The 22,053-nt window shown below is 74.6% G+C and carries 23 protein-coding genes; 11 read left to right on the forward strand and 12 right to left on the reverse strand.

The features are described from left to right. Positions 1–26: 26 nt before the first annotated feature. Positions 27–809: an isocitrate lyase/PEP mutase family protein gene (locus ACRAKH_RS17795; protein ID WP_380727132.1), complete on the reverse strand. Its 783-nt coding sequence runs from the start codon at positions 807–809 to the stop codon at positions 27–29. Between the two features lie 207 nt (positions 810–1,016). Here ACRAKH_RS17795 and pdxR point away from each other — a divergent pair, with 207 nt between their 5' ends. Continuing rightward, positions 1,017–2,384, forward strand: coding sequence for a MocR-like pyridoxine biosynthesis transcription factor PdxR (pdxR, locus tag ACRAKH_RS17800; protein ID WP_447009122.1), 1,368 nt, complete (start codon positions 1,017–1,019; stop codon positions 2,382–2,384). 43 nt (positions 2,385–2,427) lie between these two features. Here the strand turns inward: pdxR and ACRAKH_RS17805 are convergent, their stop codons facing one another. After that, a complete protein-coding gene (locus ACRAKH_RS17805) occupies positions 2,428–2,862 on the reverse strand; it encodes a YybH family protein (protein ID WP_380727122.1) in 435 nt (144 codons plus the stop codon). A 110-nt stretch (positions 2,863–2,972) separates the two neighbouring features. On the opposite strand from ACRAKH_RS17805, the gene ACRAKH_RS17810 reads away from it, so the two are divergent. From ACRAKH_RS17810 to ACRAKH_RS17830, 5 genes are all read left to right on the forward strand, one after another. After that, the gene (locus ACRAKH_RS17810) at positions 2,973–3,347 is read left to right on the forward strand and encodes a YciI family protein (RefSeq protein WP_380727124.1); all 375 of its coding nucleotides are present in this window, start codon (positions 2,973–2,975) and stop codon (positions 3,345–3,347) included. Positions 3,348–3,444: 97 nt separating this feature from the next. Next, the gene (locus ACRAKH_RS17815; RefSeq protein WP_380727126.1) at positions 3,445–4,665 is read left to right on the forward strand and encodes an RNA polymerase sigma factor; all 1,221 of its coding nucleotides are present in this window, start codon (positions 3,445–3,447) and stop codon (positions 4,663–4,665) included. Between the two features lie 178 nt (positions 4,666–4,843). Further along, positions 4,844–5,818, forward strand: coding sequence for a hypothetical protein (locus ACRAKH_RS17820; protein WP_380727128.1), 975 nt, complete (start codon positions 4,844–4,846; stop codon positions 5,816–5,818). Next, positions 5,815–6,531, forward strand: a complete 717-nt coding sequence (locus tag ACRAKH_RS17825; RefSeq protein ID WP_447009123.1) for an MBL fold metallo-hydrolase — start codon at positions 5,815–5,817, stop codon at positions 6,529–6,531. The genes ACRAKH_RS17820 and ACRAKH_RS17825 overlap by 4 nt, the downstream gene beginning before the upstream one ends. Positions 6,532–6,646: 115 nt before the next feature. Beyond that, on the forward strand, positions 6,647–7,009 hold the full coding sequence (locus ACRAKH_RS17830; protein ID WP_380729132.1) for a VOC family protein: 363 nt from the start codon (positions 6,647–6,649) through the stop codon (positions 7,007–7,009). 9 nt (positions 7,010–7,018) lie between these two features. Here the strand turns inward: ACRAKH_RS17830 and ACRAKH_RS17835 are convergent, their stop codons facing one another. Next, on the reverse strand, positions 7,019–7,327 hold the full coding sequence (locus ACRAKH_RS17835; RefSeq protein ID WP_380729130.1) for an ArsR/SmtB family transcription factor: 309 nt from the start codon (positions 7,325–7,327) through the stop codon (positions 7,019–7,021). A gap of 86 nt (positions 7,328–7,413) precedes the next feature. Between ACRAKH_RS17835 and ACRAKH_RS17840 the strand changes: the two genes are divergently transcribed. Further along, entirely contained in the window at positions 7,414–8,568 is a 1,155-nt protein-coding gene (locus ACRAKH_RS17840; RefSeq protein ID WP_380729128.1) for a site-specific integrase, read from the forward strand. A 360-nt stretch (positions 8,569–8,928) separates the two neighbouring features. On the opposite strand, the gene ACRAKH_RS17845 is transcribed toward ACRAKH_RS17840, so the two are convergent. Genes ACRAKH_RS17845 through ACRAKH_RS17855 form a run of 3 tightly spaced genes read right to left on the reverse strand, consistent with a single transcriptional unit; the run spans position 8,929 to position 11,565 of the window. Then, a complete protein-coding gene (locus tag ACRAKH_RS17845; RefSeq protein ID WP_380729126.1) occupies positions 8,929–9,684 on the reverse strand; it encodes a histidine phosphatase family protein in 756 nt (251 codons plus the stop codon). A 10-nt stretch (positions 9,685–9,694) separates the two neighbouring features. Continuing rightward, complete coding sequence (locus ACRAKH_RS17850; RefSeq protein ID WP_380729124.1) at positions 9,695–10,519, reverse strand: undecaprenyl-diphosphate phosphatase; 825 nt, start codon at positions 10,517–10,519, stop codon at positions 9,695–9,697. Further along, entirely contained in the window at positions 10,516–11,565 is a 1,050-nt protein-coding gene (locus tag ACRAKH_RS17855; protein ID WP_380729122.1) for an LLM class F420-dependent oxidoreductase, read from the reverse strand. Before ACRAKH_RS17855 ends, ACRAKH_RS17850 begins: the two co-directional genes overlap by 4 nt. A gap of 138 nt (positions 11,566–11,703) precedes the next feature. Between ACRAKH_RS17855 and ACRAKH_RS17860 the strand changes: the two genes are divergently transcribed. Next, positions 11,704–12,669 (forward strand): aldo/keto reductase, encoded by a 966-nt coding sequence (locus ACRAKH_RS17860; protein ID WP_380729119.1) that lies wholly within the window; start codon positions 11,704–11,706, stop codon positions 12,667–12,669. Between the two features lie 172 nt (positions 12,670–12,841). Further along, positions 12,842–13,618, forward strand: a complete 777-nt coding sequence (locus ACRAKH_RS17865) for a carbonic anhydrase (protein WP_447009124.1) — start codon at positions 12,842–12,844, stop codon at positions 13,616–13,618. 4 nt (positions 13,619–13,622) lie between these two features. Here ACRAKH_RS17865 and ACRAKH_RS17870 read toward each other — a convergent pair whose 3' ends face one another. Next, on the reverse strand, positions 13,623–14,741 hold the full coding sequence (locus ACRAKH_RS17870) for a hypothetical protein (protein WP_447009125.1): 1,119 nt from the start codon (positions 14,739–14,741) through the stop codon (positions 13,623–13,625). Between the two features lie 175 nt (positions 14,742–14,916). Between ACRAKH_RS17870 and ACRAKH_RS17875 the strand changes: the two genes are divergently transcribed. Together ACRAKH_RS17875 and ACRAKH_RS17880 are read left to right on the forward strand one after the other, a co-directional pair. After that, positions 14,917–15,879, forward strand: a complete 963-nt coding sequence (locus ACRAKH_RS17875) for a YncE family protein (RefSeq protein WP_447009126.1) — start codon at positions 14,917–14,919, stop codon at positions 15,877–15,879. Beyond that, positions 15,876–16,091, forward strand: coding sequence for a DUF5703 family protein (locus ACRAKH_RS17880; RefSeq protein WP_073893111.1), 216 nt, complete (start codon positions 15,876–15,878; stop codon positions 16,089–16,091). The genes ACRAKH_RS17875 and ACRAKH_RS17880 overlap by 4 nt, the downstream gene beginning before the upstream one ends. Before the next feature lie 138 nt (positions 16,092–16,229). Here ACRAKH_RS17880 and ACRAKH_RS17885 read toward each other — a convergent pair whose 3' ends face one another. From ACRAKH_RS17885 to ACRAKH_RS17905, 5 genes are all read right to left on the reverse strand, one after another. Next, positions 16,230–17,069, reverse strand: coding sequence for a class I SAM-dependent methyltransferase (locus ACRAKH_RS17885; protein ID WP_380729756.1), 840 nt, complete (start codon positions 17,067–17,069; stop codon positions 16,230–16,232). A gap of 72 nt (positions 17,070–17,141) precedes the next feature. Beyond that, complete coding sequence (locus tag ACRAKH_RS17890) at positions 17,142–17,357, reverse strand: hypothetical protein (protein ID WP_380729754.1); 216 nt, start codon at positions 17,355–17,357, stop codon at positions 17,142–17,144. 133 nt (positions 17,358–17,490) lie between these two features. After that, on the reverse strand, positions 17,491–18,594 hold the full coding sequence (locus ACRAKH_RS17895; protein ID WP_447009127.1) for an SWIM zinc finger family protein: 1,104 nt from the start codon (positions 18,592–18,594) through the stop codon (positions 17,491–17,493). Further along, positions 18,591–21,149, reverse strand: coding sequence for a DEAD/DEAH box helicase (locus ACRAKH_RS17900; RefSeq protein WP_447009974.1), 2,559 nt, complete (start codon positions 21,147–21,149; stop codon positions 18,591–18,593). The genes ACRAKH_RS17895 and ACRAKH_RS17900 overlap by 4 nt, the downstream gene beginning before the upstream one ends. A 276-nt stretch (positions 21,150–21,425) precedes the next feature. After that, a complete protein-coding gene (locus ACRAKH_RS17905; RefSeq protein ID WP_380728414.1) occupies positions 21,426–22,007 on the reverse strand; it encodes a PadR family transcriptional regulator in 582 nt (193 codons plus the stop codon). Positions 22,008–22,053 lie beyond the last annotated feature (46 nt).

A 22,053-nucleotide genomic window follows, 5' to 3' on the forward strand; every position in this document is an offset into this window, starting at 1 on the left:
CGGCCACACTAATTACTTGCCGGTAGCTAGTTGCCGGCAGGCCGCGCCCGATAAGGGCTGGCGCCCGCGCGCAGGTCCGTGACCAGCTCCGTCAGCCGCGCCAGGAGCAGCCGGTGCAGCCCCGGCCCGAAGCTGACCCGCGCCACGCCGAGCGCGCCCAGCTCCGGCGGCGTCAGCGAACCCGGCCCGTGCGCGATGTTCACCGGACGGCCACCGACCGCGGCCACGAACCGGCCGATCTCGTCGGACGGCAACCCCAGCGGGTACACGCAGTCCGCGCCCGCCTCGAAGTACGCCAGCGCGCGCCGCACGCTGTCCTCCAGCGACTTGTCGCCCTTGATGTGCACGTCCACCCGCGCGTTGAGCACCAGGTCCGGGTCGGCGGCGCGCACCGCGGCGAGGAAGTCGGCCTGCTCGGCGACGTCCACCATCGCCCCGGTCGCCGGGTCGGAGTCCTCCAGGTTGCAGCCGACCGCGCCCGCCTCCGCCAGCCGCGCCACGATCTCCCCCGGCGGCAGGCCGTACCCGCGCTCGATGTCCGCGGTCACCGGCACGTCCACGGCGGAGGCGATCCGCCGGACCGCCGCGAACGCCTCGTCGACCGGCATGCCGTGCCCGTCCGGGTAGCCGAGCGCGGCCGACACGGCGGCGCTGGCCGTCGCCACGGCGGGGTAGCCGGCGTCCACCACGACCCGCGCGGACGCGGCGTCCCACGCGTTCGGCAGCACCAGCGGCGCGCCGGCGACGTGCAGCGACCGCAGCACCCCCGCCCCGGCGCCGGCGGTGTTCGGGTTCGTGTCGGTCTCCACGAGGTTCGTCTCCACGTCGTCAGTCTCCACCGGGAAGTCCTCTCCCCGGCTGCGCGGTTTCGGCGCCGCCGGACGGTCGCGCACAAGGTTCCGGCCATCCGGTCCCGGTCGGTCCGGCCCGGCCGGCACCGCTCACGCTAGCGGCGACCCGAACCGTCCCGCGGCACAACGCGGAAATCCATTGGCCCCTTGCTAAGGTCCGATACCGTGTCGCAAACCTGGGCCACTTCGGGCGTGGACCTGCACCTCGACCTCGACCCGGCCACCGGCCGCCGCACCGGCCTCGAACACGCCCTGCGCGACGCCATCCGCGCCGGCCGCCTCGCCCCCGGCGCACGCCTGCCCGCCACCCGCCGCCTCGCCGTCGAACTCGGCCTCGCCCGCAACACCGTCGCCGCCGCCTACGACCAACTCGTCGCCGAGGGCTACCTCACCGCCCGACGCGGCGCGGGCACCCAGGTCGCGCCGCTCCCCCGCCACGACCACACCACCCCCGCCGCCACCGGCCCCGACGACCACACCCCGCTCCACGACCTGCGCCCCGGCTCCCCCGACGTGTCCGCCTTCCCCGCCACCGACTGGCTGCGCGCCACCCGCCGCGCCCTCGCCGCCGCACCCGCCCGCGCGCACGGCTACGGCGACCCACGCGGACGCATCGAACTGCGCACCGCCCTCGCCGAGTACCTGGGCCGCACCCGAGGCGTCCAGGCCACCCCCGACCGCATCGTCATCACCTCCGGCTACGCGCAGGCGCTGTCCCTGCTCGCCACCGTCACCGACGGCCCCTTCGCGATGGAGGACCCCGGCCTCCCGTTCCACCGCGCCGTCGTCGCCCGCGCCGGCCGCCACGTCGTGCCGCTGCCCGTCGACGACTTCGGCGCCCGCACCCCACCCGACGTCGCCGCGGCCGTCGTCACCCCCGCCCACCAGTACCCCACCGGCGTCCCCCTGCACCCCACCCGCCGACACGCCCTCACCACGTGGGCCCGCACCACCGGCGCGCTGCTCGTCGAGGACGACTACGACGGCGAGTTCCGCTACGACCGGCAACCCCTCGGCGCCGTGCAGGGCACCGCACCCGACCACGTCGCCTACGCCGGCAGCGCCTCCAAGACCCTCGCGCCCGGCGTGCGCCTCGGCTGGCTCGTCCTGCCCGCCCACCGCGTCGACGCCGTCGTGGACGCCAAGCTCCACACCGACCACCACACCGAGGTCATCGGCCAACTCGCCCTCGCCGACCTCATCACCACCCACGCCTACGACCGGCACATCCGCGCCCGCCGCCTCCGCTACCGCAAGCGCCGCGACCTCCTCGTCCGCCGCCTGCACCACCTCGCCTCCCACGGCGTCACCACGCACGGCGTCTCGGCCGGCCTGCACGTCCTCGTCGAACACCCCGACGAGACCGCCGTGACCGCCCGCGCCGCCGAGCACGGCGTCGCCCTCGGCGCCCTGGCCGAGCACTGGCACCACCCCGCCGCCGCGACGCGGCACGGCGTGATCGTCGGCTACGGGAGCCCGCCCGACCACGCCTACCGCGCCGCCCTCGACGCCCTGGCCCTCGTCCTCGCCTGACGCCCGCCACGGCCGTTACGACCGCGACGGCCCGCTACGGCCGTTACGGCTGCAGGTCCACCGCCGCCCGGAACCCGCCGTCCATGTGGAACGGCGTCGACTCGTGCTCGTGCGCGATCCGCCACACCCCGTCCACCCGGCGCAGGCCCACCGTGTGCCGGTACCACAGCTCGAACGCCTCCGACGCGCCCTTCGGCACCGCCGACATCCGGTTCAGGCTGTGGCAGAACGCCACATCACCCTCCTCGACGACCTCCAGGTCCCGGATCACCACGTCCACCGGCGAGTCGAACGTCGCGAACCACGACCGCAACGCGTCCGCGTCCGTCACCTCCGGCGCCGTGTGCTGCAACGGCGGCGCCAACGTGAACGTCACCGCATCCGGCAGGTAGTCCGCCGCCAGGCTCTCCGCGTCACCCGCCCGCATCGCCGCCGCACGCCGCTCCAACAACCCACGCACACCGCTGTCCTCGTCCATGGTGGAGTTCCTCTCCGCACGGGCACCCCCGTCGGGCGCCTTCCACCGGAGACGTAGAAGCTGGACCCGCGTCCTCGACATCCCGCCGGACAGTTGTTTCGGAGGCCCCGGTGAAGTACCTCGTCCTCATCTACAGCAACCCTGAGTCCCGCGCGCTCTGGGACCGGCTGTCGCGCGACGAGCGGTCCGCCGGCCTCGACGCCTACGCCGCCCTCGACGAGGAACTGGCCGCCTCCGGCGAGCTGATCGTCTCCGAAGCGCTCGCCGACCCCTCCCACACCACCCGCGTCACCGTCCGCGACGGCCAGACCCTCACCACCGACGGACCGTTCGCCGAGGCCAAGGAACTCCTCGCCGGGTTCTTCCTGCTCGACTGCGAGACCCCCGAACGGGCCGTCGAGATCGCCGCACGCGTCCCCGAAGCGCACCTCGGCCTGGTGGAAGTCCGACCGGTGCTGTCCTCCCTCGACGACTTCCCCCTCTGACCGACACCCTCTCACCAGCACCCCTCCGACGAGCGCTCCCCGACCAGCGCTCCCCGACCAGCACCCCTCCGACCGGGAACCCGTTGCGACCGACGCCATGACCCAGACCCCCGCCGCGATCACCGGCCTCCTGCGCGACCACGCGCCCCACGTCCTCGGCGCGCTCATCCGCCACCACGGCGACTTCGACGCCTGCGAGGACGCCGTGCAGGAAGCACTCCTCGCCGCCGCCACCCAATGGCCCGCCGACGGCATCCCCGACAACCCCAGGGCCTGGCTGATCACCGTCGCGTCACGCCGCCGCATCGAGCTGTGGCGCGCCGACACCGCCCGCCGCCGACGCGAGCACACCGCCGCCACCCTCACCCCACCCGACCCCGAACCCCCACCCGGCGTCGACGACACCCTCACCCTGCTCACCCTGTGCTGCCACCCCGCGCTCACCCCACCGTCACGCGTGGCGCTCACCCTGCGCGCCGTCGGCGGCCTCACCACCGCCGAGATCGCCCGCGCCTTCCTCGTGCCCGAACCCACCGTCGCCCAACGCATCAGCCGCGCCAAGCAACGCGTCAAAGCCACCGGCGCCCGCTTCCACCCACCACCCGCCGACCAGCGCGACGACCGCCTCGACGCCGTCCGCCACGTCCTCTACCTCGTCTTCACCGAAGGCCACACCGCCAGCTCCGGCGCCACCCTGCACCGCGTCGACCTCTGCCACGAGGCCATCCGCCTCGCCCGCGAACTCCACACCCGACTGCCCGACGACGGCGAAACCGCCGGCCTCCTCGCCCTCATGCTCCTCACCGACGCCCGCCGCCCCGCCCGCACCCGCCCCGACGGCTCACTCGTGCCCCTCGCCGACCAGGACCGCACCCTCTGGAACACCGACCAGATCGCCGAAGGCACCCACCTCGTCACCACCGCGCTCGCCACCACCGCCGTCGGCCCCTACCAACTCCAGGCCGCCATCGCCGCCCTCCACGCCGAGGCCCGCGACCCCGCCGACACCGACTGGCGCCAGATCCTCGCCCTCTACGACCTCCTCCACACCCTCACCCCCGGCCCGATGATCACCCTCAACCGCGTCGTCGCCACCGCCATGGTCCACGACCCCGCCACCGCCCTCGCCGACCTCGACGCCGCCGCGACCGACCCCGCCCTCACCGGCCACCACCGCGTCGACGCCGTCCGCGCCCACCTCCTCGACCTCGCCGGCGACCACGACGCGGCCCGCACCCACTACGCCCGCGCCGCCCGCACCACCCTCAGCCTCCCCGAACGCCGCTACCTCGAAGAACGCGCCCGACACCGCCCCTGAACACCACCCGGACGGCGGCGGGCACCCCAGCCGACGGTGACCACGCACAGCGACCGCCCTGACCAGGAGCGTGCTGTTGCGCCAACACAAGCCGCCGTTCGGCGGCTGGCGAACCGGCACCGGGACAGATGAGCTGGATCATGCGATGAGTCGGGGGGACCATCGAGGGGGAGTTCGCTTGTTCCGACCCGTGCCGGTGCCCGTGCTGCCGCCCAGCACCGCACTGGCCGACCTCGCGACCGCGGGTGAGCACCACGCGTGGCTCGCGGGCACGACCGGCGTGTTCACCAGCCGACCCTCGGCGCCACTGGTGCTGAGCTGGACCGGCGAGACCTGGCGCGAGGAACGCCTGCCCGACCTCCCGGCCGCGGCCAGCCTCTCCGGCGTGTCCGCCACCGCACCCGACGACGTGTGGGCCGTCGGCAACAGCGCCGGCCGCCCCCTCGTCCTGCACTACGACGGCGCCTCGTGGCACACCGTCACCACCCCGCCCCTCGCCTGGGCAAAAGCCGTCACCGCCGTCGGTGACACCGACGTCCACATCGTCGGCACCGGACGCGACGCACTCCACTACGACGGCGCCCGCTGGCACCTGCGCCCCGCCCTGTCCTCCGCCCGCGAGAACCTCCAGACCGTCACCGCCTCCGCACCCCACGACGTGTGGGCGGGCGGCGGCGGCCTCGCCGGAGCCGGACCCGCCACCTACGAGTACCCCGTCCTCACCCACTGGGACGGCCACACGTGGACCGACGTCACCGCACCCCGCCTCGAACGCGGCCACGTCGCCCGCCTCGCCGCCGCCGCACCCGACGACGTCTGGCTCGGCCACGTCCGCGACACCGAGGGCATGCGCCTGCACCACTGGAACGGCCGCGACTGGACCGCCGTCCCCGGACCCGGCGACACCGAACGCCTCAACGTCCACGGCGTCGCCGCCGGCTGGACCTGGGGCGTGCGCGCCGGCCGCCGCTCCTTCGAGACCCGACCCGCCTTCCACCGCTGGACCGGCGCCGGCTGGACCCCCGTCGCCCTGCCCGACGACCTCGCCCGCACCTCCGCCTCCCACGTCGGCCTCGCCACCACCGGCGCCACCACCTGGGCCTACCTGAAAACCGCGGCGGGCGTGCACGTCCTGCGCCACACTGACCCGTGACCTTCCGCCTCACGGTCCTGGGCACCGCCACGCCCTACCCGCGCCCCGACAACCCCTGCTCGGGCTACCTCCTGCGCACCGACCACACCGCCGTGTGGGTCGACGCCGGCCCCGGCACGCTCGCCGCGCTGCAACGCCACCACCGACCCGACCTGGTCGACGCCGTCTGGATCTCCCACACCCACGCCGACCACGCCGCCGACCTGCTGCCCTACTACTACGCGCTGCTGTTCGCCGACGGACACCCACGCGAACCCGTCCCCCTCTACGGCCCGCCCGGACTCGCCGCGCGGCTGGAGGCGTTCCTCGCCGGAGCCGCGCCCAACCCGGCGTCCGCCGCGTTCGACGTCCACGAGCTGCACGACGGCCACCGCGCCGAGATCGGCGACCTCACCCTCACCAGCCACGCCGTGGAGCACGGCCTGCCCGCGTTCGGGCTGCGCGCCGCCCACGGCGACGCGGTCCTCGCCTACTCGGGCGACACCGGCCCGTGCCCGGCGCTGGACCGCCTCGCCGACGGCGCCGACCTGTTCCTGTGCGAAGCGGACGGCGCCGGGCCGCACCACTGCGCCCCCGAGGACGCGGCCGCCGCGGGCCGGGGCGCCCGCCGGCTGCTGCTCACCCACATCGGCCACACCCTCACCACCGCCGAGGCCACCACCCGCGCCGGGGCGCCCGTCGCGCGGCCGGGCGACACCGTCGTCATCACCTGACCCCGCCGACGCCACCCCGCGGGCCGGGACCACCGGGACACCGGCCACCCGAACGGTCCACAGGAGCGCGTCATGATCTGCGAACGCCACCCGGCGGGGTGAAAATCGACCGGTGATGAAGCTGACCGCGACCGTCCTCGACGCGCCGGACGCCCAGGCCCTCGCCCGCTTCTACCGCGACCTGCTCGGCTGGCGGCTCGGCGACGACGAGCCCGGCTGGGCCACGCTCGTGCCGCCCGACGGCGGCGCGGGCCTGTCGTTCCAGACCGAGGACCGCTACCGCAGGCCCACCTGGCCCGCCCACGACGGCGACCAGCAGATGATGTGCCACCTGGACGTCGAGGTGGACGACCTGGCGACCGCGGGCGCACACGCGGAGTCGGTCGGGGCGACGCTCGCCGAGTTCCAGCCGCAGGACGACGTCCGCGTCTACCTGGACCCGGTGGGCCACCCGTTCTGCCTGTTCGTCCGGACGTGACGCGCCCGGTCAGGGCGGCCCGATGGCGCGGGTGATGGAGTCGAGCACGCCGGGGAACCGGAGTTCCATCTCGTCGCGCCGCAGTTCGTGCGTGCGGTAGCTGCCCTTCGGCGTCACGCGCAGCACGCCCGCCTCGCGCAGGACCTTCAGGTGGTGCGACAACGTGGACATGCTGACGGGCACGTCGAACTGCCCGCAGTGGATGCCACCCGATCGTGCGAGTTCGGCGACGATCCGCAGTCTGACGGGGTCCGCGAGCGCGCTCAGGACCGCGGAGAGTTCCAGCTCTCCCACGTCCGGGTGTTGTAGGGCGCGCACGGTTTCGCATAGTAGCGGCCCCGGTCAAGACGTCCTTTAGTCCACACTGAAGTTATTTAACCTGCAGAAAATGTTAGGGTGACGACGTGACCCTGCCCGAGCCGGTGCGTGCGGAGCTGGGCCGCGTCACGCACACCGCCCTGGTCGACTTCGCCGCCCTGGACCAGGTGCGCCGCCGGTTCGACGACGAGCAGGCCGCCGCCCTCTCCACCTACCTGCGGGCGGCCCAGTCGCCCAACACGCTGCGGGCCTACCGCTCCGACTGGGTGGGCTGGGCGGCGTGGTGCGAGGCGGAGGGCCGGGTGGCGCTGCCCGCGGACCCGGTGGACGTCGCCGTGTACCTGGCGGTGGCGGCGGACACGACGAAGGCCGACGGCTCCCCCGCGTTCGGCCCGTCGACCCTGGAGCGCAAGGCCGCCGCGATCGCCGCCGTGCACGCCGCGGGCGGGCTGCCCTCCCCCACCCGCTCGGACGTGGTGCGGCTGACGTTGCGCGGCATCCGCCGCACCCGGCAGGCCGAGCCGAAGCGCAAGCGCCCGGTGCTGCTCAACACGCTGGAGGCGTTGCTCGCGGAACGGCCGCCGCCCGGCTGGCCCACCGGGGTGGCGCGCCGCCGTGACGCCTTGCTGCTGCTCGTGGGGTTCGCGGGCGCGTTGCGGCGCAGCGAGCTGGCCGCGGTGGCGCTGGAGGACGTGACCGTGGACGTCGACCCGCGCACGCACGAGCCGCTGCTGCTGGTCTCGCTGGGCGTGACGAAGACCGACCAGACCGGCGCGCACCGCCAGCGGGTGGTGCTGCCCCGCGGCGCGCGGCGGCCGACGTGCCCGGTGTGCGCGTTCGCGGACTGGGTGGACGTGCTGACCGCGCCGGACCCGCGCGCGCTGCTGGAGGACGAGGGCGACACGGCGTCGACCCACCGCTGCCACGACTACCGGCCGGGCGCCCTGCGCGGCCCGCTGTTCCCGTCGGTGAGCCGGCACGGCCGGTTGGGCGGCAGGTCGATGTCGGACCGGGCGGTGTCGGACCTGGTGAAGCGCTACGCGCTGCGGGCGGGGCTGGACCCGGCGTTGTTCGGCGGGCACTCGCTGCGGGCGGGGTTCGCGACGCAGGCGGCGCTGGGCGGCGCGAGCGACCGCGAGATCATGCGGCAGGGCCGGTGGACCAACCCGCGGACGGTGCACCGCTACATCCGGACGGCGAACCCCTTGGAGGACAACGCTGTCACCCGCCTCGGACTGTGATCAAGAGCGCACGGTGGGTTGTTAACTTCTAACACGTGCGCTACTTCCGGCCGGAGCCGAACGGGCTAGCGGGTTGGCGCGTCCGCCCGCTTGCCACCGTGTGTTTCCGCCGTGTTTCCACATAGGTTGAGCTGCGGTTATAGCCGGTTTTCGGTGCCAGACCGGCGATTCGGCCCTTGCGGGCCCTGCGGGGCCGTCCGCGGCCCACCCCGTAGGAGGCCATTTACCTGCGCATTAACCGCAATACGATCAGTCCCACGCGGCCGCCCGCCCCGGCCAAGCGCACCGTGGCCCCCGGACTACCCTGCACTGTCCGGGGGCCACCCGCTGCGGATCGCGGGTCTCCCCCGCCGGCCGGCGTCAGGCGTCGGAGCCCTCGGAGGTCTCGCCACTCACGGCGGCCGTCCCGGTGGTCGTCCCCGCCGTGTCCGTGCCGCCGGTGGTGCCGCCCACGACGGCGTCGGACGACGGCGCCGCCTCGGGGTGCGGGACGACGCCGGACAGGTCGCCGCCGTTGTCGTTGACGCGCAGCACGAACGGCCGCGTCTCGGTGTACTGGACGACGGACACCGACGCCGGGTCGACCACGATCCGCTGGAACCCGTCGAGGTGCACGCCGAGCGCGTCGGCCAGCAGCGCCTTGATGACGTCACCGTGGCTGCACAGGAGCCACACGGCGCGGGGGCCGTGCTCGGCGGTGATGCGCGCGTCGTGCGCCCGGACGGCGGCCACGGCGCGGGCCTGGACGGTCGCGAGGCCCTCTCCGTCGGGGAACACCGCTGCGGACGGGTGCTGCTGCACGACCTTCCACAGCGGTTCCTCGAGGAGGTCCTTGATGGCGCGGCCGGTCCACTGGCCGTAGTCGACCTCGGCGAGGTCGGGTTCCACGACCGGGTCGAGGCCGCGTTCGGCGAGCAGCGGCGCGAGGGTCTGCCGGCAGCGTTCCAGCGGTGAGGTCACCACGGCGCTCACGGGCACGCCGGCGAGCCGGTTGACGAGCGCCTCGGCCTGGTCCTCGCCCCGGTCGGAGAGCCGCACGCCGGGTTGGCGGCCCGCGAGGACGCCCGATCCGTTGGCGGTGGACCGGGCGTGTCGCAGCAAGATCACGGTAGCCACGGGGCCAACCCTATGTCGGGTTGAGCAGTCCCATCGACAGCAGCCCCATCAGGACGATGCCGAGCAGCAGCCGGTACCACACGAACGCCGAGTAGCTGTGCTTGGAGACGTACCGCAGCAGCCACGCGATGGTGGCGTAGCCGACGGCGAACGCGACGATCGTGGCGACGATCATCTGCGGCACGGACGCGGAGTTCGGCGCGGACCGGTCGAGGACGTCGGGGATGCTGAAGATCCCGGCGCCGAACACGGCGGGCAGGGCGAGCAGGAACGAGTAGCGGGCGGCGGCCGCCCGGTCCAGGCCGAGGAACAGGCCCGCCGTGAGGGTGCCGCCGGAGCGGGACACGCCGGGGATCAGCGCGAGGGCCTGGGCGAGGCCCATGCCGACGGCGTCGGTGAGCTTCAGCCGGGACCGCAGGTGCTGGGCGAAGTGGTCGGCGACGCCGAGCAGGATGCCGAACACCACGAGCACGGTGGCGGTGATCCACAGGTTCCGGAACGACGACCGGATCTCGTCCTTGAACAGGTAGCCGAGCACGCTGATCGGGATGGACCCGATGATCACGTACCAGGCCATCCGGTAGTCCTCGGTCTGCCGCGCGGCCTTGCTGAACAGCCCGCGGAACCAGGCCGCGATGAAGTTGCCGATGTCCTTGGCGAAGTAGATCAGCACCGCGACCTCGGTGCCCAACTGGATCACGGCGGTGAACGACGCGCCCGCGTCGTTGCCGAAGAACAGTGTGGAGACGATCCTGACGTGCGCCGACGAGGAAATGGGCAGGAATTCCGTCAGTCCTTGGACCAGTCCGAGGACAAGGGCCTGCAACCAGCTCAACTACCCACTCCTGCCAGATCCAGAGCTTCGGTCGCCGTGCGCAGCGCGGCGATCCCCTGCTCGAGATCTTGCAGCATGGGCGAAAGGGTGAGAGTGGTGACCCCCGCTTCGGCGTAGGCGCGCATCCGTTCGGCGATGCGCTCCTTGGGCCCGAGCAGGGAGGTGGCGTCGAGGAACTCCACGGGCAGCGCGGCCATGGCGCCCTCGTAGTCCCGGGCGAGGTACTTGTCCTGCACCTCGGCGGCCTCGGCGGCGAAGCCCATGCGGACGGCGTTGTCGTTGTAGAAGTTCTTCTGGCGGCTGCCCATGCCGCCGACGTACAGGGCGGAGTAGGGGCGCACGACGTCGGCGCACGCGCGCCAGTCGTCGCCGACGACCAGCGGCACGGTGGCGGCGATGTCGAACCCGTCGAGCGTCCGGCCGGCCTTGGCGCGCCCGGCCTTCAGGGACGCGAGGACGTCGGCGGAGTGCTCGGGCGACAGGAACAGGGCGAGCCACCCGTCCGCGATCTCGCCGGCCAGCTCGACGTTCTTCGGGCCGACGGCGGCGAGGTAGACGGGGATGTGCTCGCGCACCGGGTGCACGGTGAGCGTGAGGGCCTTGCCGGGGCCGTCGGGCAGCGGCAGCGTGTAGTGCTCGCCCTCGTAGCGCAGCCGATCGCGGCGCAGGGCGGAGCGGACGATGTCGACGTACTCGCGGGTGCGGCCCAGCGGCTTGTCGAACCGGACGCCGTGCCAGCCCTCCGACACCTGGGGACCGGACACGCCGAGGCCGAGCCGGAACCGGCCGCCGGACAGCGAGTCGAGGGTCGCGGCGGTCATCGCGGTCATCGCCGGCGTCCGCGCGGGGATCTGCAGGATCGCGCTGCCGACGTCGACGCGTTCGGTCTGCGCGGCCACCCACGCCAGGACCGTGGGGGCGTCGGAGCCGTAGGCCTCGGCGGCCCACACCACCGAGTAGCCCAGTCGGTCGGCTTCCCTGGCCAGTTCGAGGTTCGCGGCGTCGTTGCCCGCGCCCCAGTACCCGAGGTTCAGTCCCAGTCGCACACCCCGGACCGTACCGGTCGGTAACCTGGTGTGCCAGGGCGGCCCGCGGCCGATCGGCCCCGATCGGGGCGAGATTCGCGCTTGACAGGCGCGTGCCACGACCCGCCGGTATCTCGATCACCCCTTAGGCTCCCCCGCGTGGAACAGCGATACCTCGGCCGCAGCGGACTGCGGGTCTCCCGGATGGGCCTGGGCACGATGACCTGGGGCCGGGACACCGACGCGGACGAGGCGGCCACGCAGCTGCTGGCGTTCACCGAGGCGGGCGGCACGCTGGTGGACACCGCCGACGTGTACGTCGAGGGCGAGAGCGAGCGCATCCTGGGCGGCCTGCTGGGCGAGGTGGTGCCGCGCGACGAGCTGGTCATCGCGACGAAGGCGGTGGCGCGGCGCAACGACGGCCCGTTCGGCGGCGGCGCGTCGCGGGGCGCGCTGCTGCACGCGCTGGACGGGTCGCTGCGCCGCCTGGGCGTGGAGCACATCGACCTGTGGCAGCTGCACGCGTGGGACGGCAACGTGCCGCTGGAGGAGACGCTGTCGGCGCTGGACACGGCGGTGGCGTCGGGCCGGGTCCGGTACGCGGGGGTGTCGAACTACTCGGGCTGGCAGCTGGGGACGGCGGCGGCGCTGCCGGGCCACACGCCGCTGGTGTCGACGCAGGTGGAGTACTCGCTGTTGGAGCGGGGCGTGGAGCGCGAGGTGGTGCCCGCCGCGGAGCACCACGGGATCGGGTTGCTGCCGTGGGCGCCGCTGGGCCGCGGCGTGCTGACGGGCAAGTACCGCAACGGCACCCCGTCGGACTCGCGGGGCGCGTCGGCGCACTTCGCCGGGTACGTGGAGCAGCACCGCACGGAACGGGCGGCGCGGATCGTCCAGGCGGTGGCGACGGCGGCGGACGGGCTGGGCACGAACGCGCTGTGCGTGGCGCTGGCGTGGGTGCGTGACCGGCCGGGCGTGGTCGCGCCGGTGGTGGGCGCGCGGGACACGGCGCAGCTGCTGGGGTCGTTGGCGGCGGAGGAGCTGACGCTGCCGCCGGCGATCCGGGCGGCGTTGGACGACGTGAGCGCGGTCGAGTTCGGCTACCCGGAACGGCCGATGGGCTGACCACCGCCGCGCCGGCCCCCGGTGCCGGGTGTCGGATGTCCGAAAAGGACCCATTGCGGCGGGATGGGCGGGGTTGGGCGCACCTGGGCGGAATGTTGCTTTGCGTGACTGGATCTGTGAGTTCCGTGACCCCGCGTCACCTGGCGGGCCGAGCCGGGGCTACGTTCCGGTGGTGCGTGAATCAAGCGGTGAGCCGGCCGCGGTGACGCGGCGTCGGCTGTTCGGCATCACGGCGGGCACGGCGGCGACCCTGGTGGCCGCCGACGCGCCCGCGCCGGCCCTGGCGGGCAGCCCGACCGTTGCGGGCACCCCGGCCGTGACGAGTGCGGGTGCGTCGGCGCGGGAGGTGACGTCGCTGGACGCGGAGGGCGCGTGGCGCAGGCTCGCGGGCGGCAACCACCGGTTCGTCACCGGTCACCAGACCCACCCGCACGAGTCGCTGCGGTGGCGGGAGTCGCTGGTCGAGGGCCAGCACCCGTTCGCGGTGGTGCTGGGCTGCGCGGACTCGCGGGTGCCGCCGGAGCTCGTGTTCGACCACGGTCTGGGCGACCTGTTCACGATCCGCTCGGCGGGCGAGGTGCTGGACAACAGCGTGCTGGGCAGCGTCGAGTACGCGGTGGAGCACCTGGGCGTGCCGCTGGTGGTGGTGCTCGGGCACGCGAAGTGCGGCGCGGTGTCGGCGACGATCGACGTGGTGCGCGGCCGCGGCCAGGTGTCGGGTGACGTGAGCGTGCTGGTCCGCTCGATCGAGCCGGCCGTGCTGGCGACGCCGCCGGACGGGGACGAGGCGCGGTTCCTGGCGGCGGCGGTGGACAACCAGGCGAAGCGGGTGGCGTCGCTGATGCTGGAGCGGTCGGTGACGATCCGGACGGCGGTGGCGCACCACGGGGTGAAGGTGGTGGCGGCGAGCTACCAGCTCGACACGGGCGCCGTGACCCGCCTGACGTAGGTCGTCACCCGATCAGGTCCGCGACCTGCCGGAACCAGTGACGCACTCCCCCGAGCCGGTCCTCCAGCCAGGTGGCGACGTCGGCGGCGAGGTCCAGCGCCCGCGGGGTGCGGACGCGGCCGGAGAGGTGCTCGACCAGGGACTGGACGCGCCGCACGGCCGGCGGGTGGTTGCCCGCGAACGGCACGGCGAGGCCGAGCTCGTCGGCGAGCCGGTCGGTGACCTCGTGCAGGAACAGCACCAGCAGCACCGCGGCGACCAGGCACGGTTCGTGGACGTCGAGCCCGCGGGGGCCGAAGTCGTCGAGGGTGTGGAACAGGAGGTCGGCGGCGAGGCGGTCGGCGTCGTGCTCGCGGGGCCAGCCGACGGACAGGGCGTCCAGCGGGCCGACGGGCGTGTCGGGGTCGGTGACGCGGCGGGCGTGGACCAGGTGCCCGGCCAGGACGTGCGCGACCTCGTGGGCGAGCACGAACTGGGTGGCGCGGCGGGCCATGAGCGCGGCGAGGGCGAGCCGTTGCCCGGTCGGCTCGGGCAGGGGCCGGGCGCGGACGGCGCCGTTGCCGTACAGGTGGGCGTTGACGGCCTCGGCCAGCGCGTAGGTCGCCTGGTCCTCGGTGAGCAGCGGCGGGGTGCCGTAGGCGGGCGACGTCGCGGTCATGATCGTCAGCACGGCGTCGAGCAGGTCGAGCGCGGACGTGTCGACCAGCACGAGGACGCCGTGGCCGGGCACCGGGACGCTGAGCGCGTCCAGGGTGCCGGTGGGGAACACGCCGGCCAGGACGGGTGTGGTGAGGGGCGTGCCCGCGGCGTGGGCGAGGTGCAGCACCTCGGGTTGCAGGGCGTCGAGGGTGCGCTGCCGGTCGAGCAGGTGGGCCTGCCGGTAGGGGGCGGGCCGCAGCCGCACCTCCGCCAGGCGGGCGAGGCGGCCGGGCAGCGGCTCGGACGCCACGCGCGTCCACGTGTGGTACCGCCCGCCGCCGGTCGGGTCGCCACCGCCCGACCCACCGCCCGACCCGCCGCCGGCGCGTCGGGCGGTGTGGTCGCGGGGCGGGTCGAGGTGGTCGACGACGCGGCGGTCGCGCAGCAGGGCGACGTGCCGGTTGCGCAGTTCCTCGACCGTCATCGCGGCGCCTCCCGTCCTCCGCGATGGTCGCCGAGATCGGGCGGGGCGTGGGCGTGCGGCGTGACTATCACCTGCCCAGAGCAACGACGACACCCGCCCCCTGCGTGACGATGGCGGTTCGGTGATGGATGCTGGGAGGCACTGAGCGAACGGGTTGAACGTGGGAGGTCCGACGTTGCGCCGACTGGCGGCGGTAGTGCTCACCGGGGCCGCGCTGGTGTCCGGGTGCGCGACCGAGGAGAACCCGGGCGACCCGTTGCAGGTGGCCGCGACGCTGGAGCCGGCCCGGCCGGCCGCGTCGCCCGAGCAGTCCGCCGCGCCGGAGGGCCGGGTCGTGCCGCTGGGGCGGGCGACGGCGGTCGCGGTGGCGGGCGACCGGGTGGCGGTGGCGCTGTCCGATCCCCCGTCGGTGGCCCTGTACCCGGTGGACGCGGCGGGAGACCCGCGGGTGGTGCCGCTGCCGGGTGCGGCGGAGCGGCTGGTCGCGGTCGGCGACGAGGTGGAGGCCGTGGTGCCCGCCGGTGTCGTGGTGACCGTGCGGGCGGACGGGACGACGTCGGAGCGGCGCGTGGACGGCGGCCCGGTGGACGTGGCGCGGGTCGACGGCCGCACGTTGGTGGCGCGGCGCGACGCCCGGCAGGTGAGCGTGGGCGACCACGTGGTGCGCGGCATCTCCAGCCCGGACCGGCTGGTCGCGGTGGGTGACGCCGCGGTGGTGCTGGACCGGCCGCGCAGCGCCGTGTTCGACCTCGACCCGGCGGCGGACGGTCCCGGCGCGGGGCTGCGCGCGGGCGAGGGCGCGACGAACGCGGTGGCCGACCGGTTCGGCCGGGTGTTCGTGGTGGACACGCGCGGCGGCGAGCTGATGGCGTTCTCGACCGGCCCGCTGATCATGCGGTTGCGGTACCCGCTGCCGGGCGCGCCGTACGGGATGGCCTACGACGAGGCGCGCGACCTGCTGTGGATCACGCTCACCGAGCGGAACGAGGTCGTGGCGTTCGACGTCTCCGGCGGGGAGCCGGTGGAGCGGCACCGGTACGCCGCGGTCCGGCAGCCGGACTCGGTGGCGGTGGATCCAGGCAGCGGGCGCGTGTTCGTCGCGTCCGGGGACGGCCGAGGGATGCAGGTGATCGGATGACGGGCGAAGGGGTGGTCGACGGGGACTGGGAGTACCGGCCGCTGCGGTTGCCGGCCGGTGTCTCCCGTCGCACGGCGACGACGCAGCTGACGATCCACGCGGAGTTCGCCGGGTGGGAGCTGTCGCGGACCCTGCTGTTCGGGGACGGGTCGCGCAAGGTGTGGCTGCGGCGGAAGCGGACGGCCGCCGTGGTCCCCGGTGTGATCACCTAAGGGCCCGCGCGCCCGGCCTTCCGCCACGCTTCGAGCGGTGGCGGCGCTCCGGTCCGTCCTAACACCACACCTGTGGTACCACAGGTGTGGTGAAGCGGGCTCGACCTGCACTTTCGTTCACTCTTCGTATCTGGCGACTCAGCGGCGGGCTTGGATCAGCCAGGTCGCCGAGTCGTAGTGCACGCCCCGATCGGTCTGGTGGGCGGTGAGGTCGGCACGCAGGTCGGCCACGGCCCGTTCGCGTGCGTCGGGCTGGAGGTTGGTGAGCAGGCCGCCGAACTGGTCGGTGATGAACCGGCAGGCGTCGTCGGCGTCGCGGCCGAAGTACATCGGTTCGGTGTGGCCGTCGATCCGCACGTCGGCGAACCCGGCCGAGTGGAGCAGGTCGCGGGTCAGGCCGGGGTCGGCGAACGCGCCGGAGGTCGGTGGTGGCGCGGGCAGGTCGCGGCCGGCGGCGAGGGCGGTGCGGAACGCCTTGAGCCAGGCGTTGCGGTCCAGCGGCTGCCAGGTCAGCAGGGCCAGGCGCCCGCCGGGGCGCAGCGCGCGGGCGATGTTGACGAACGCGGCGGGCGGGTCGCCGAAGAACATCACGCCGTGGCGGCTGAGGGCCACGTCGAAGTGCCGTTCGGGGAACGGGTGGATTTGCGCGTCGGCCTGCAGGAACCGCGCGTTGGGCAGGTGTTCGCGCTCGGCCGTGCGGCGGGCGAGTTCGATCATCGCCGACGACAGGTCCACGCCGAGCGCGGTGCCCTCGGCGGCGCGGCGGGCGGCGTCACGGGTGGTCTGCCCGGTGCCGCAGCCGATGTCGAGGACGTGCGACGCCGGTTCGATCCCCGCCGCGTCGAGCAGTCGGTCGTGGTAGCCGGCCACGCCCTGGTCGATGCGGTCGGCGCGGGTGGCCCAGAACTCGCCCTGGTCGCCGTTCCAGGCGCGCAGTTGGTCCGCGTTGGACGGATGGACCTCCGGTGCCGCGTTCATGTCCTTGTCCCCCTCTGTCGACATCCCCCAGCCGGAGGACCCTAGTCGGGCGACGGACCGCCCGGCGACCGTTTACGGCAGGTCGGGGCCGGTCCTGGGGACCAGAGTGCGAAGTGCCAGGTCGGCCACCAGGTGCAGCTCGTCACGGGTGCGACCGCTCGCCGCCTGCACCGCGATGCCGTCGGTGACGGCCTGGACCAGGCGGGCGAGGGTGGAGGCGTCGCAGCCCGCGGGCAGATCCGCCGCCTGCTCGAACCTCCGGCGCAGGGCCGCGATCCTGACGATCATTGGCCGGGCAAATGCCTGGTGACGTTCGAGGTGGTGGTGGGTGAATTCGCGGAGGTGTCCGCGCGACTGCCCCGGCGGCACGACCGGATCGCTGTCGCCGGCACCGGCCGGGACGGCGCCGGTCCGGTGACGGTCAGTCGGGATCGGTGTCGGTGAGCGCGGCGGTCGGGTCGCGGTGCGGCGTTCCGGTGGGCCACCAGCCGCCGTCGCCGGCCCGGTACGGGTACCAGCGACCGTCCCGGCCGTAGCGGACCTGTCGGTTGTGGACGGTCCACCGGTTGCGCCACACGGTGGCGTCGGGGAGTTCCCCGGCGGCCCAGGCGGCACGGGCGCGGGCGGTGTCGGCGCGGGTCGGGGTCCACGGGTGTTCGAGGACGTCGAGCGCCGGCGCGCCGCCCTGCCGCCACGCCCGGACGGCGCGGGGTTCCACGTCGAGGCGGTCGCGCAGCGCGGGCTGGGAGGCGGCCAGGCGGACGTGGTCCTGGTGGTCGTCGGCGGCGGGCCACCGGCCGGTCGCGAGGACGTCGCGGGCTTTGGCGGCGGCGTCGGCGACCAGGAGCCGCAGCACGTCGACGTCCAGCCCGGGCGCGGGTTCGAACTCGGGCAGGGGGCCGAGGTCGGCGGGCGGCGGGTCGTCGGGCAGGTCCGCGACGGGTTGGGCGTAGGCGGCGGTGGCGAGGACCCCGGTGGCGGGGCGCGCGCCGGCGACGACCTCGTCCTGGTCGCGGCCGCGCAGGAGCAGCAGCACCCACGGGTCGGCGTCGAGCAGCCACGACGCCTGGTGGCACAGCGCGGCGGCGTGCCGGCACGGCAGCTCCCAGCCGGGACACGTGCAGTCCGGGTCGAGGTCGCCGATGCCGGGCAGCAGCGGCACCCCGGCGTCCGCGGCGGCCTCCGCCAGCTCGCGGGGCACCTCCCGCTCCAGCAACGCGGCCAGGTGGCCCGCCTTCGCGGCGACCTGCCCGAGGAACCGGTCCCACTCGGCGTCGGTGAGCGGGGTCAGCCGCACGGACGTCCGGTACGTGTCCTCGGCGTCGTACACCGTCGCGGACAGCAGGCCGGGGCTGACGGTGATGGTGCCGACCAGCCCCGCGTGGGCGTACTTGCGGCCCTGCCGCAGCGGCGCCTGGTCCAGCGACGTGTCCTCCACCGCCTGCAGCCACGCCCGGCCCCACCACGAGCGGGCGTGGCGCACGCCCTTGCCGAACGGCGGGAAGCCCTTGACGCGGTCGCTCACGTGCCGCTCCTGAGTTCGACCAGACCGGCCAGTTCGTCGTCGCCCAGTTCGGTGAACGCCGCGTCGCCGCGCGCCAGCACGGCGTCCGCGAGGTCCCGCTTGGCGCGCAGCATCGCCGCGATCCGGTCCTCGATCGTGCCCTCGGCGATCAGCCGGTGCACCTGCACGGGCCGGGTCTGCCCGATGCGGTGGGCGCGGTCGGTCGCCTGGTCCTCCACGGCCGGGTTCCACCACCGGTCGTAGTGCACGACGTGGTCGGCGCGCGTGAGGTTCAGCCCGGTGCCCGCGGCCTTCAGCGACAGCAGGAACACCGGGCACTCCCCGTCCTGGAAGCGCCGCACCATGTCCTCGCGGGCGGCGACGGGCGTGCCGCCGTGCAACAGCTGTGTGGCGACGCCCCGGCCCGCGAGGTGCCGTTCGAGGAGCCGTGCCATGGCGACGTACTGGGTGAACACGAGCACCGCGCCGCCCTCGGCCAGGATCGTGTCCAGCAGCTCGTCGAGCAGCTCCAGCTTCCCCGACCGGCCGGCGAGCTTCGGCGACGGCTCCTTCAGGTACTGCGCCGGGTGGTTGCACACCTGCTTCAACCCGGTGAGGAGCTTCACGACGCGACCGCGGCGGGCGATGCCGTCGGCCTCCCGGACCTCCGCCATGAGCTCCCGCACCACCGCCTCGTACAGCGCGGCCTGCTCGCGGGTGAGCGCGACGGGCTGGTCGGTCTCCGTCTTCGGCGGCAGCTCCGGCGCGATACCGGGGTCGGTCTTGCGGCGGCGCAGCAGGAACGGCCGCACCAGCCGCGCGAACCGGTCCGCGGCCTCCCGGTCGTGGTCGACCTCGATCGGGGTGGCCCAGCGGGCCTTGAACCGCGCCATCGTCCCCAGCAGCCCCGGCGTGGTCCAGTCGAGGATCGCCCACAGCTCCGACAGGGCGTTCTCCACCGGCGTGCCCGTGAGCGCCACCCGGCCCCGCGACGGGATGCGCCGCAACGCCTTCGCCGTGTCGGACGCCGGGTTCTTCACGTGCTGCGCCTCGTCCGCCACGACCAGGCCCCACTCGACGGCGGCCAGCCGCTCCGCGTCCAGCCGCATCGTGCCGTACGTGGTCAGCACGAACCCCTCGTGCGCCACCTCGCGGCGCGGCCCGTGGAACCGCCGCACCGGCACGCCCGGCGCGAACCGCTCGATCTCCCGCTGCCAGTTCCCCATCAGCGACGCCGGGCACACCACCAGCGTCGGCCCGTCACCGCGGTGCAGGTGCAGCGCGATCAGCGTGATCGTCTTGCCCAGGCCCATGTCGTCGGCCAGGCACGCGCCCAACCCCAGCGACGTCATCCGGTCCAGCCACCGCAACCCCTGCAGCTGGTAGTCCCGCAGCGTCGCCCGCAACGCGGGCGGCTGACCGGCCGGCCCACCGTCGAGGTCCGCCAGCCGCGACCGCAGCTCGTCCAGCCAGCCGGTCGCGGCGACCTCCACCTCGACACCGTCGACCTCGGCGACGCCGGTGAGCGCCGCGCCGAGCGCGTCGATCGCGGTGACCGGCTCCAACGCCCGTTCCCGGGCCCGGCGCGCGAGCTCCGGGTCGACCAGCGTCCACCGGTCCCGCAACCGCACCACGGGCCGCGTCGCCTCGGCCAGCACGTCCAGCTCCTCCGGCGTGAGCGGGTCGCCGCCCAGCGCGAGCTGCCAGTTCACCGACGTCAGCTGGTCCGGGCCGAAGAACGCCGGCCGGTCGGCGGGCCGCTCACCGATGACCACCTTCGCCGACAGGTCCCGCACCAGGTCCTTCGGCCAGTGCACGTCCACACCGGCGCCCGCCAGGCGGACCGCGCCCACGGCCAGCAGGTGCTCCACGTCGGAGTCCAGCAGGGTGACCTCGTCGGGCACCGCCTGGTCGAGCAGCCGCTCCAACGGCGCCCACGCCCGCGCGGCACGCCGCAACGCCACCATCGCGTCCGCCCGCGACCGCTGGTTCGCCGACGCCCACAGCTCGGCGGCGTCCACCACCCGCCCCGGGTCGGCCAGGCTGTGCACCTGCACGACCGCGCGGAACGGCCCGAAGCCCTCGACCCGCAACGAGATCCGCACGCCCTGGTCCGCCCAGTCACGCAGGTGCGGCACCTTCTGCGGCACGGGCGACGCGAACGCGGGCGCACCGGCGGCGTGCACCGCCGCCGCACCGCGCGGCATCGTGTCCGCGACCGCGTCCAGGAACGCCCGCAGCAGCGGTTCCGCCTCGGGCAGCTCCAGCGGGTCGCGGCCGGGCAGCGGCACGGCGCGGGCGTGCGCGGGCATCGCCGCCGCCAGGTCGCGGACGCGGGCGTGGTCGGCCGCGTCGAGCGGCCCCAGCAGCCACGCGTCGAAGTCGCCGTCCGTCACCGCCGGCCGCACCCGGCCGCGGGAGACCAGCTGCAGCGCGACCACGACGGCCGCGCCCCAGAACGCGGTGGCCGGGTGCGCGTGGCCGGCGCGGCGCGCCCGGCTGAGCAGCGGGATCGCGTCGGCGACCGGCAACCGCACCGCGGGCACGGTCCGGCGCGCGCCGTCGGGGCCCGCGATGGTCAACCGGTCGCCCGGCCCTCCGGCGGGACTCCCCGCGGACGTGCGGCGGGCGGCAGGTCCGGAGGTCTCCCCGCTGTCCCCCGCGGGCACCGCCGGGGCGCGGCCCACACCGTCCTCTCCGGACGCGACGACCTCGGCTCGGGCGGGTTCGGGGCCGACCGGGACGGGCCGGGCGTCGTCGGGGTAGAAGGCGACGGTGGACGTGCGTGGCGGATCGGCGACCTCGAAGACGGCCGCGTACCGCTCCAACCCTGTGCTCAGCGCTCCCCCTCGCTACTCAAGTTTGAGCATACCCCAGCTGCCGGGCGCACCCGGCGATCCCGGCTCCCCCGCCATCGGGTACTCCCCCGCCGCCAACCGCTCGACCAACCCCCGCGTCCACTCCGCACCACTGGCCGCCGTGTGCTCCCACAACCCGTACAGCTCCTTCACGTGCACGGGCTCCCGCCACTCCCCCGCCTGCCTGCGCGCCACGTCCCGCCGCGACTCCAACGCCGCCAACCGCTCCGTCAACAGGCCCACCGCCTCCGCCCGCGTCAACGACGGCAACAACGCCAACCCCGCGGCCAGCAGGTCCGGCCGCGTCTCCGGCCGCCGCAACGCGTCCCGCAGCAAACGCCGGTACTCGGCCTCACCCTTCGGGGTGATCACGTAGTCCGTCCGACCCGGCGGCGCCGTCTCGTCCACGAGACAGCCGTCCTTCGTCAACTGCTTCAACGCGTGGTAGATCGAACCCCACTTGACGTTCGCCCACTCCCCCGCGCCCCACCCCATCAGGTCGTTGCCGATCAGGTACCCGTGCGCCCGCCCGTAACCCCGCACCACCCCGAGCACCAACAGCCGTGTAGCCGACATCGCGTCCTTGTCCAGCGGTATCCGGGTTCCGCATCTCGGTTCCCCG

Source organism: Saccharothrix hoggarensis (assembly GCF_052936025.1).

What these genes read in the sequence shown, in the direction of transcription:
- ACRAKH_RS17805 (WP_380727122.1), bottom strand. Translation starts at nt 2,862, where the DNA reads ATGGACGAGGACAGCGGTGTGCGTGGGTTGTTGGAGCGGCGTGCGGCG.
- ACRAKH_RS17815 (WP_380727126.1), top strand. Translation starts at nt 3,445, where the DNA reads ATGACCCAGACCCCCGCCGCGATCACCGGCCTCCTGCGCGACCACGCG.
- ACRAKH_RS17830 (WP_380729132.1), top strand. Translation starts at nt 6,647, where the DNA reads ATGAAGCTGACCGCGACCGTCCTCGACGCGCCGGACGCCCAGGCCCTC.
- ACRAKH_RS17870 (WP_447009125.1), bottom strand. Translation starts at nt 14,741, where the DNA reads ATGACGGTCGAGGAACTGCGCAACCGGCACGTCGCCCTGCTGCGCGAC.
- ACRAKH_RS17880 (WP_073893111.1), top strand. Translation starts at nt 15,876, where the DNA reads ATGACGGGCGAAGGGGTGGTCGACGGGGACTGGGAGTACCGGCCGCTG.
- ACRAKH_RS17885 (WP_380729756.1), bottom strand. Translation starts at nt 17,069, where the DNA reads ATGAACGCGGCACCGGAGGTCCATCCGTCCAACGCGGACCAACTGCGC.
- ACRAKH_RS17890 (WP_380729754.1), bottom strand. Translation starts at nt 17,357, where the DNA reads ATGATCGTCAGGATCGCGGCCCTGCGCCGGAGGTTCGAGCAGGCGGCG.
- ACRAKH_RS17905 (WP_380728414.1), bottom strand. Translation starts at nt 22,007, where the DNA reads ATGTCGGCTACACGGCTGTTGGTGCTCGGGGTGGTGCGGGGTTACGGG.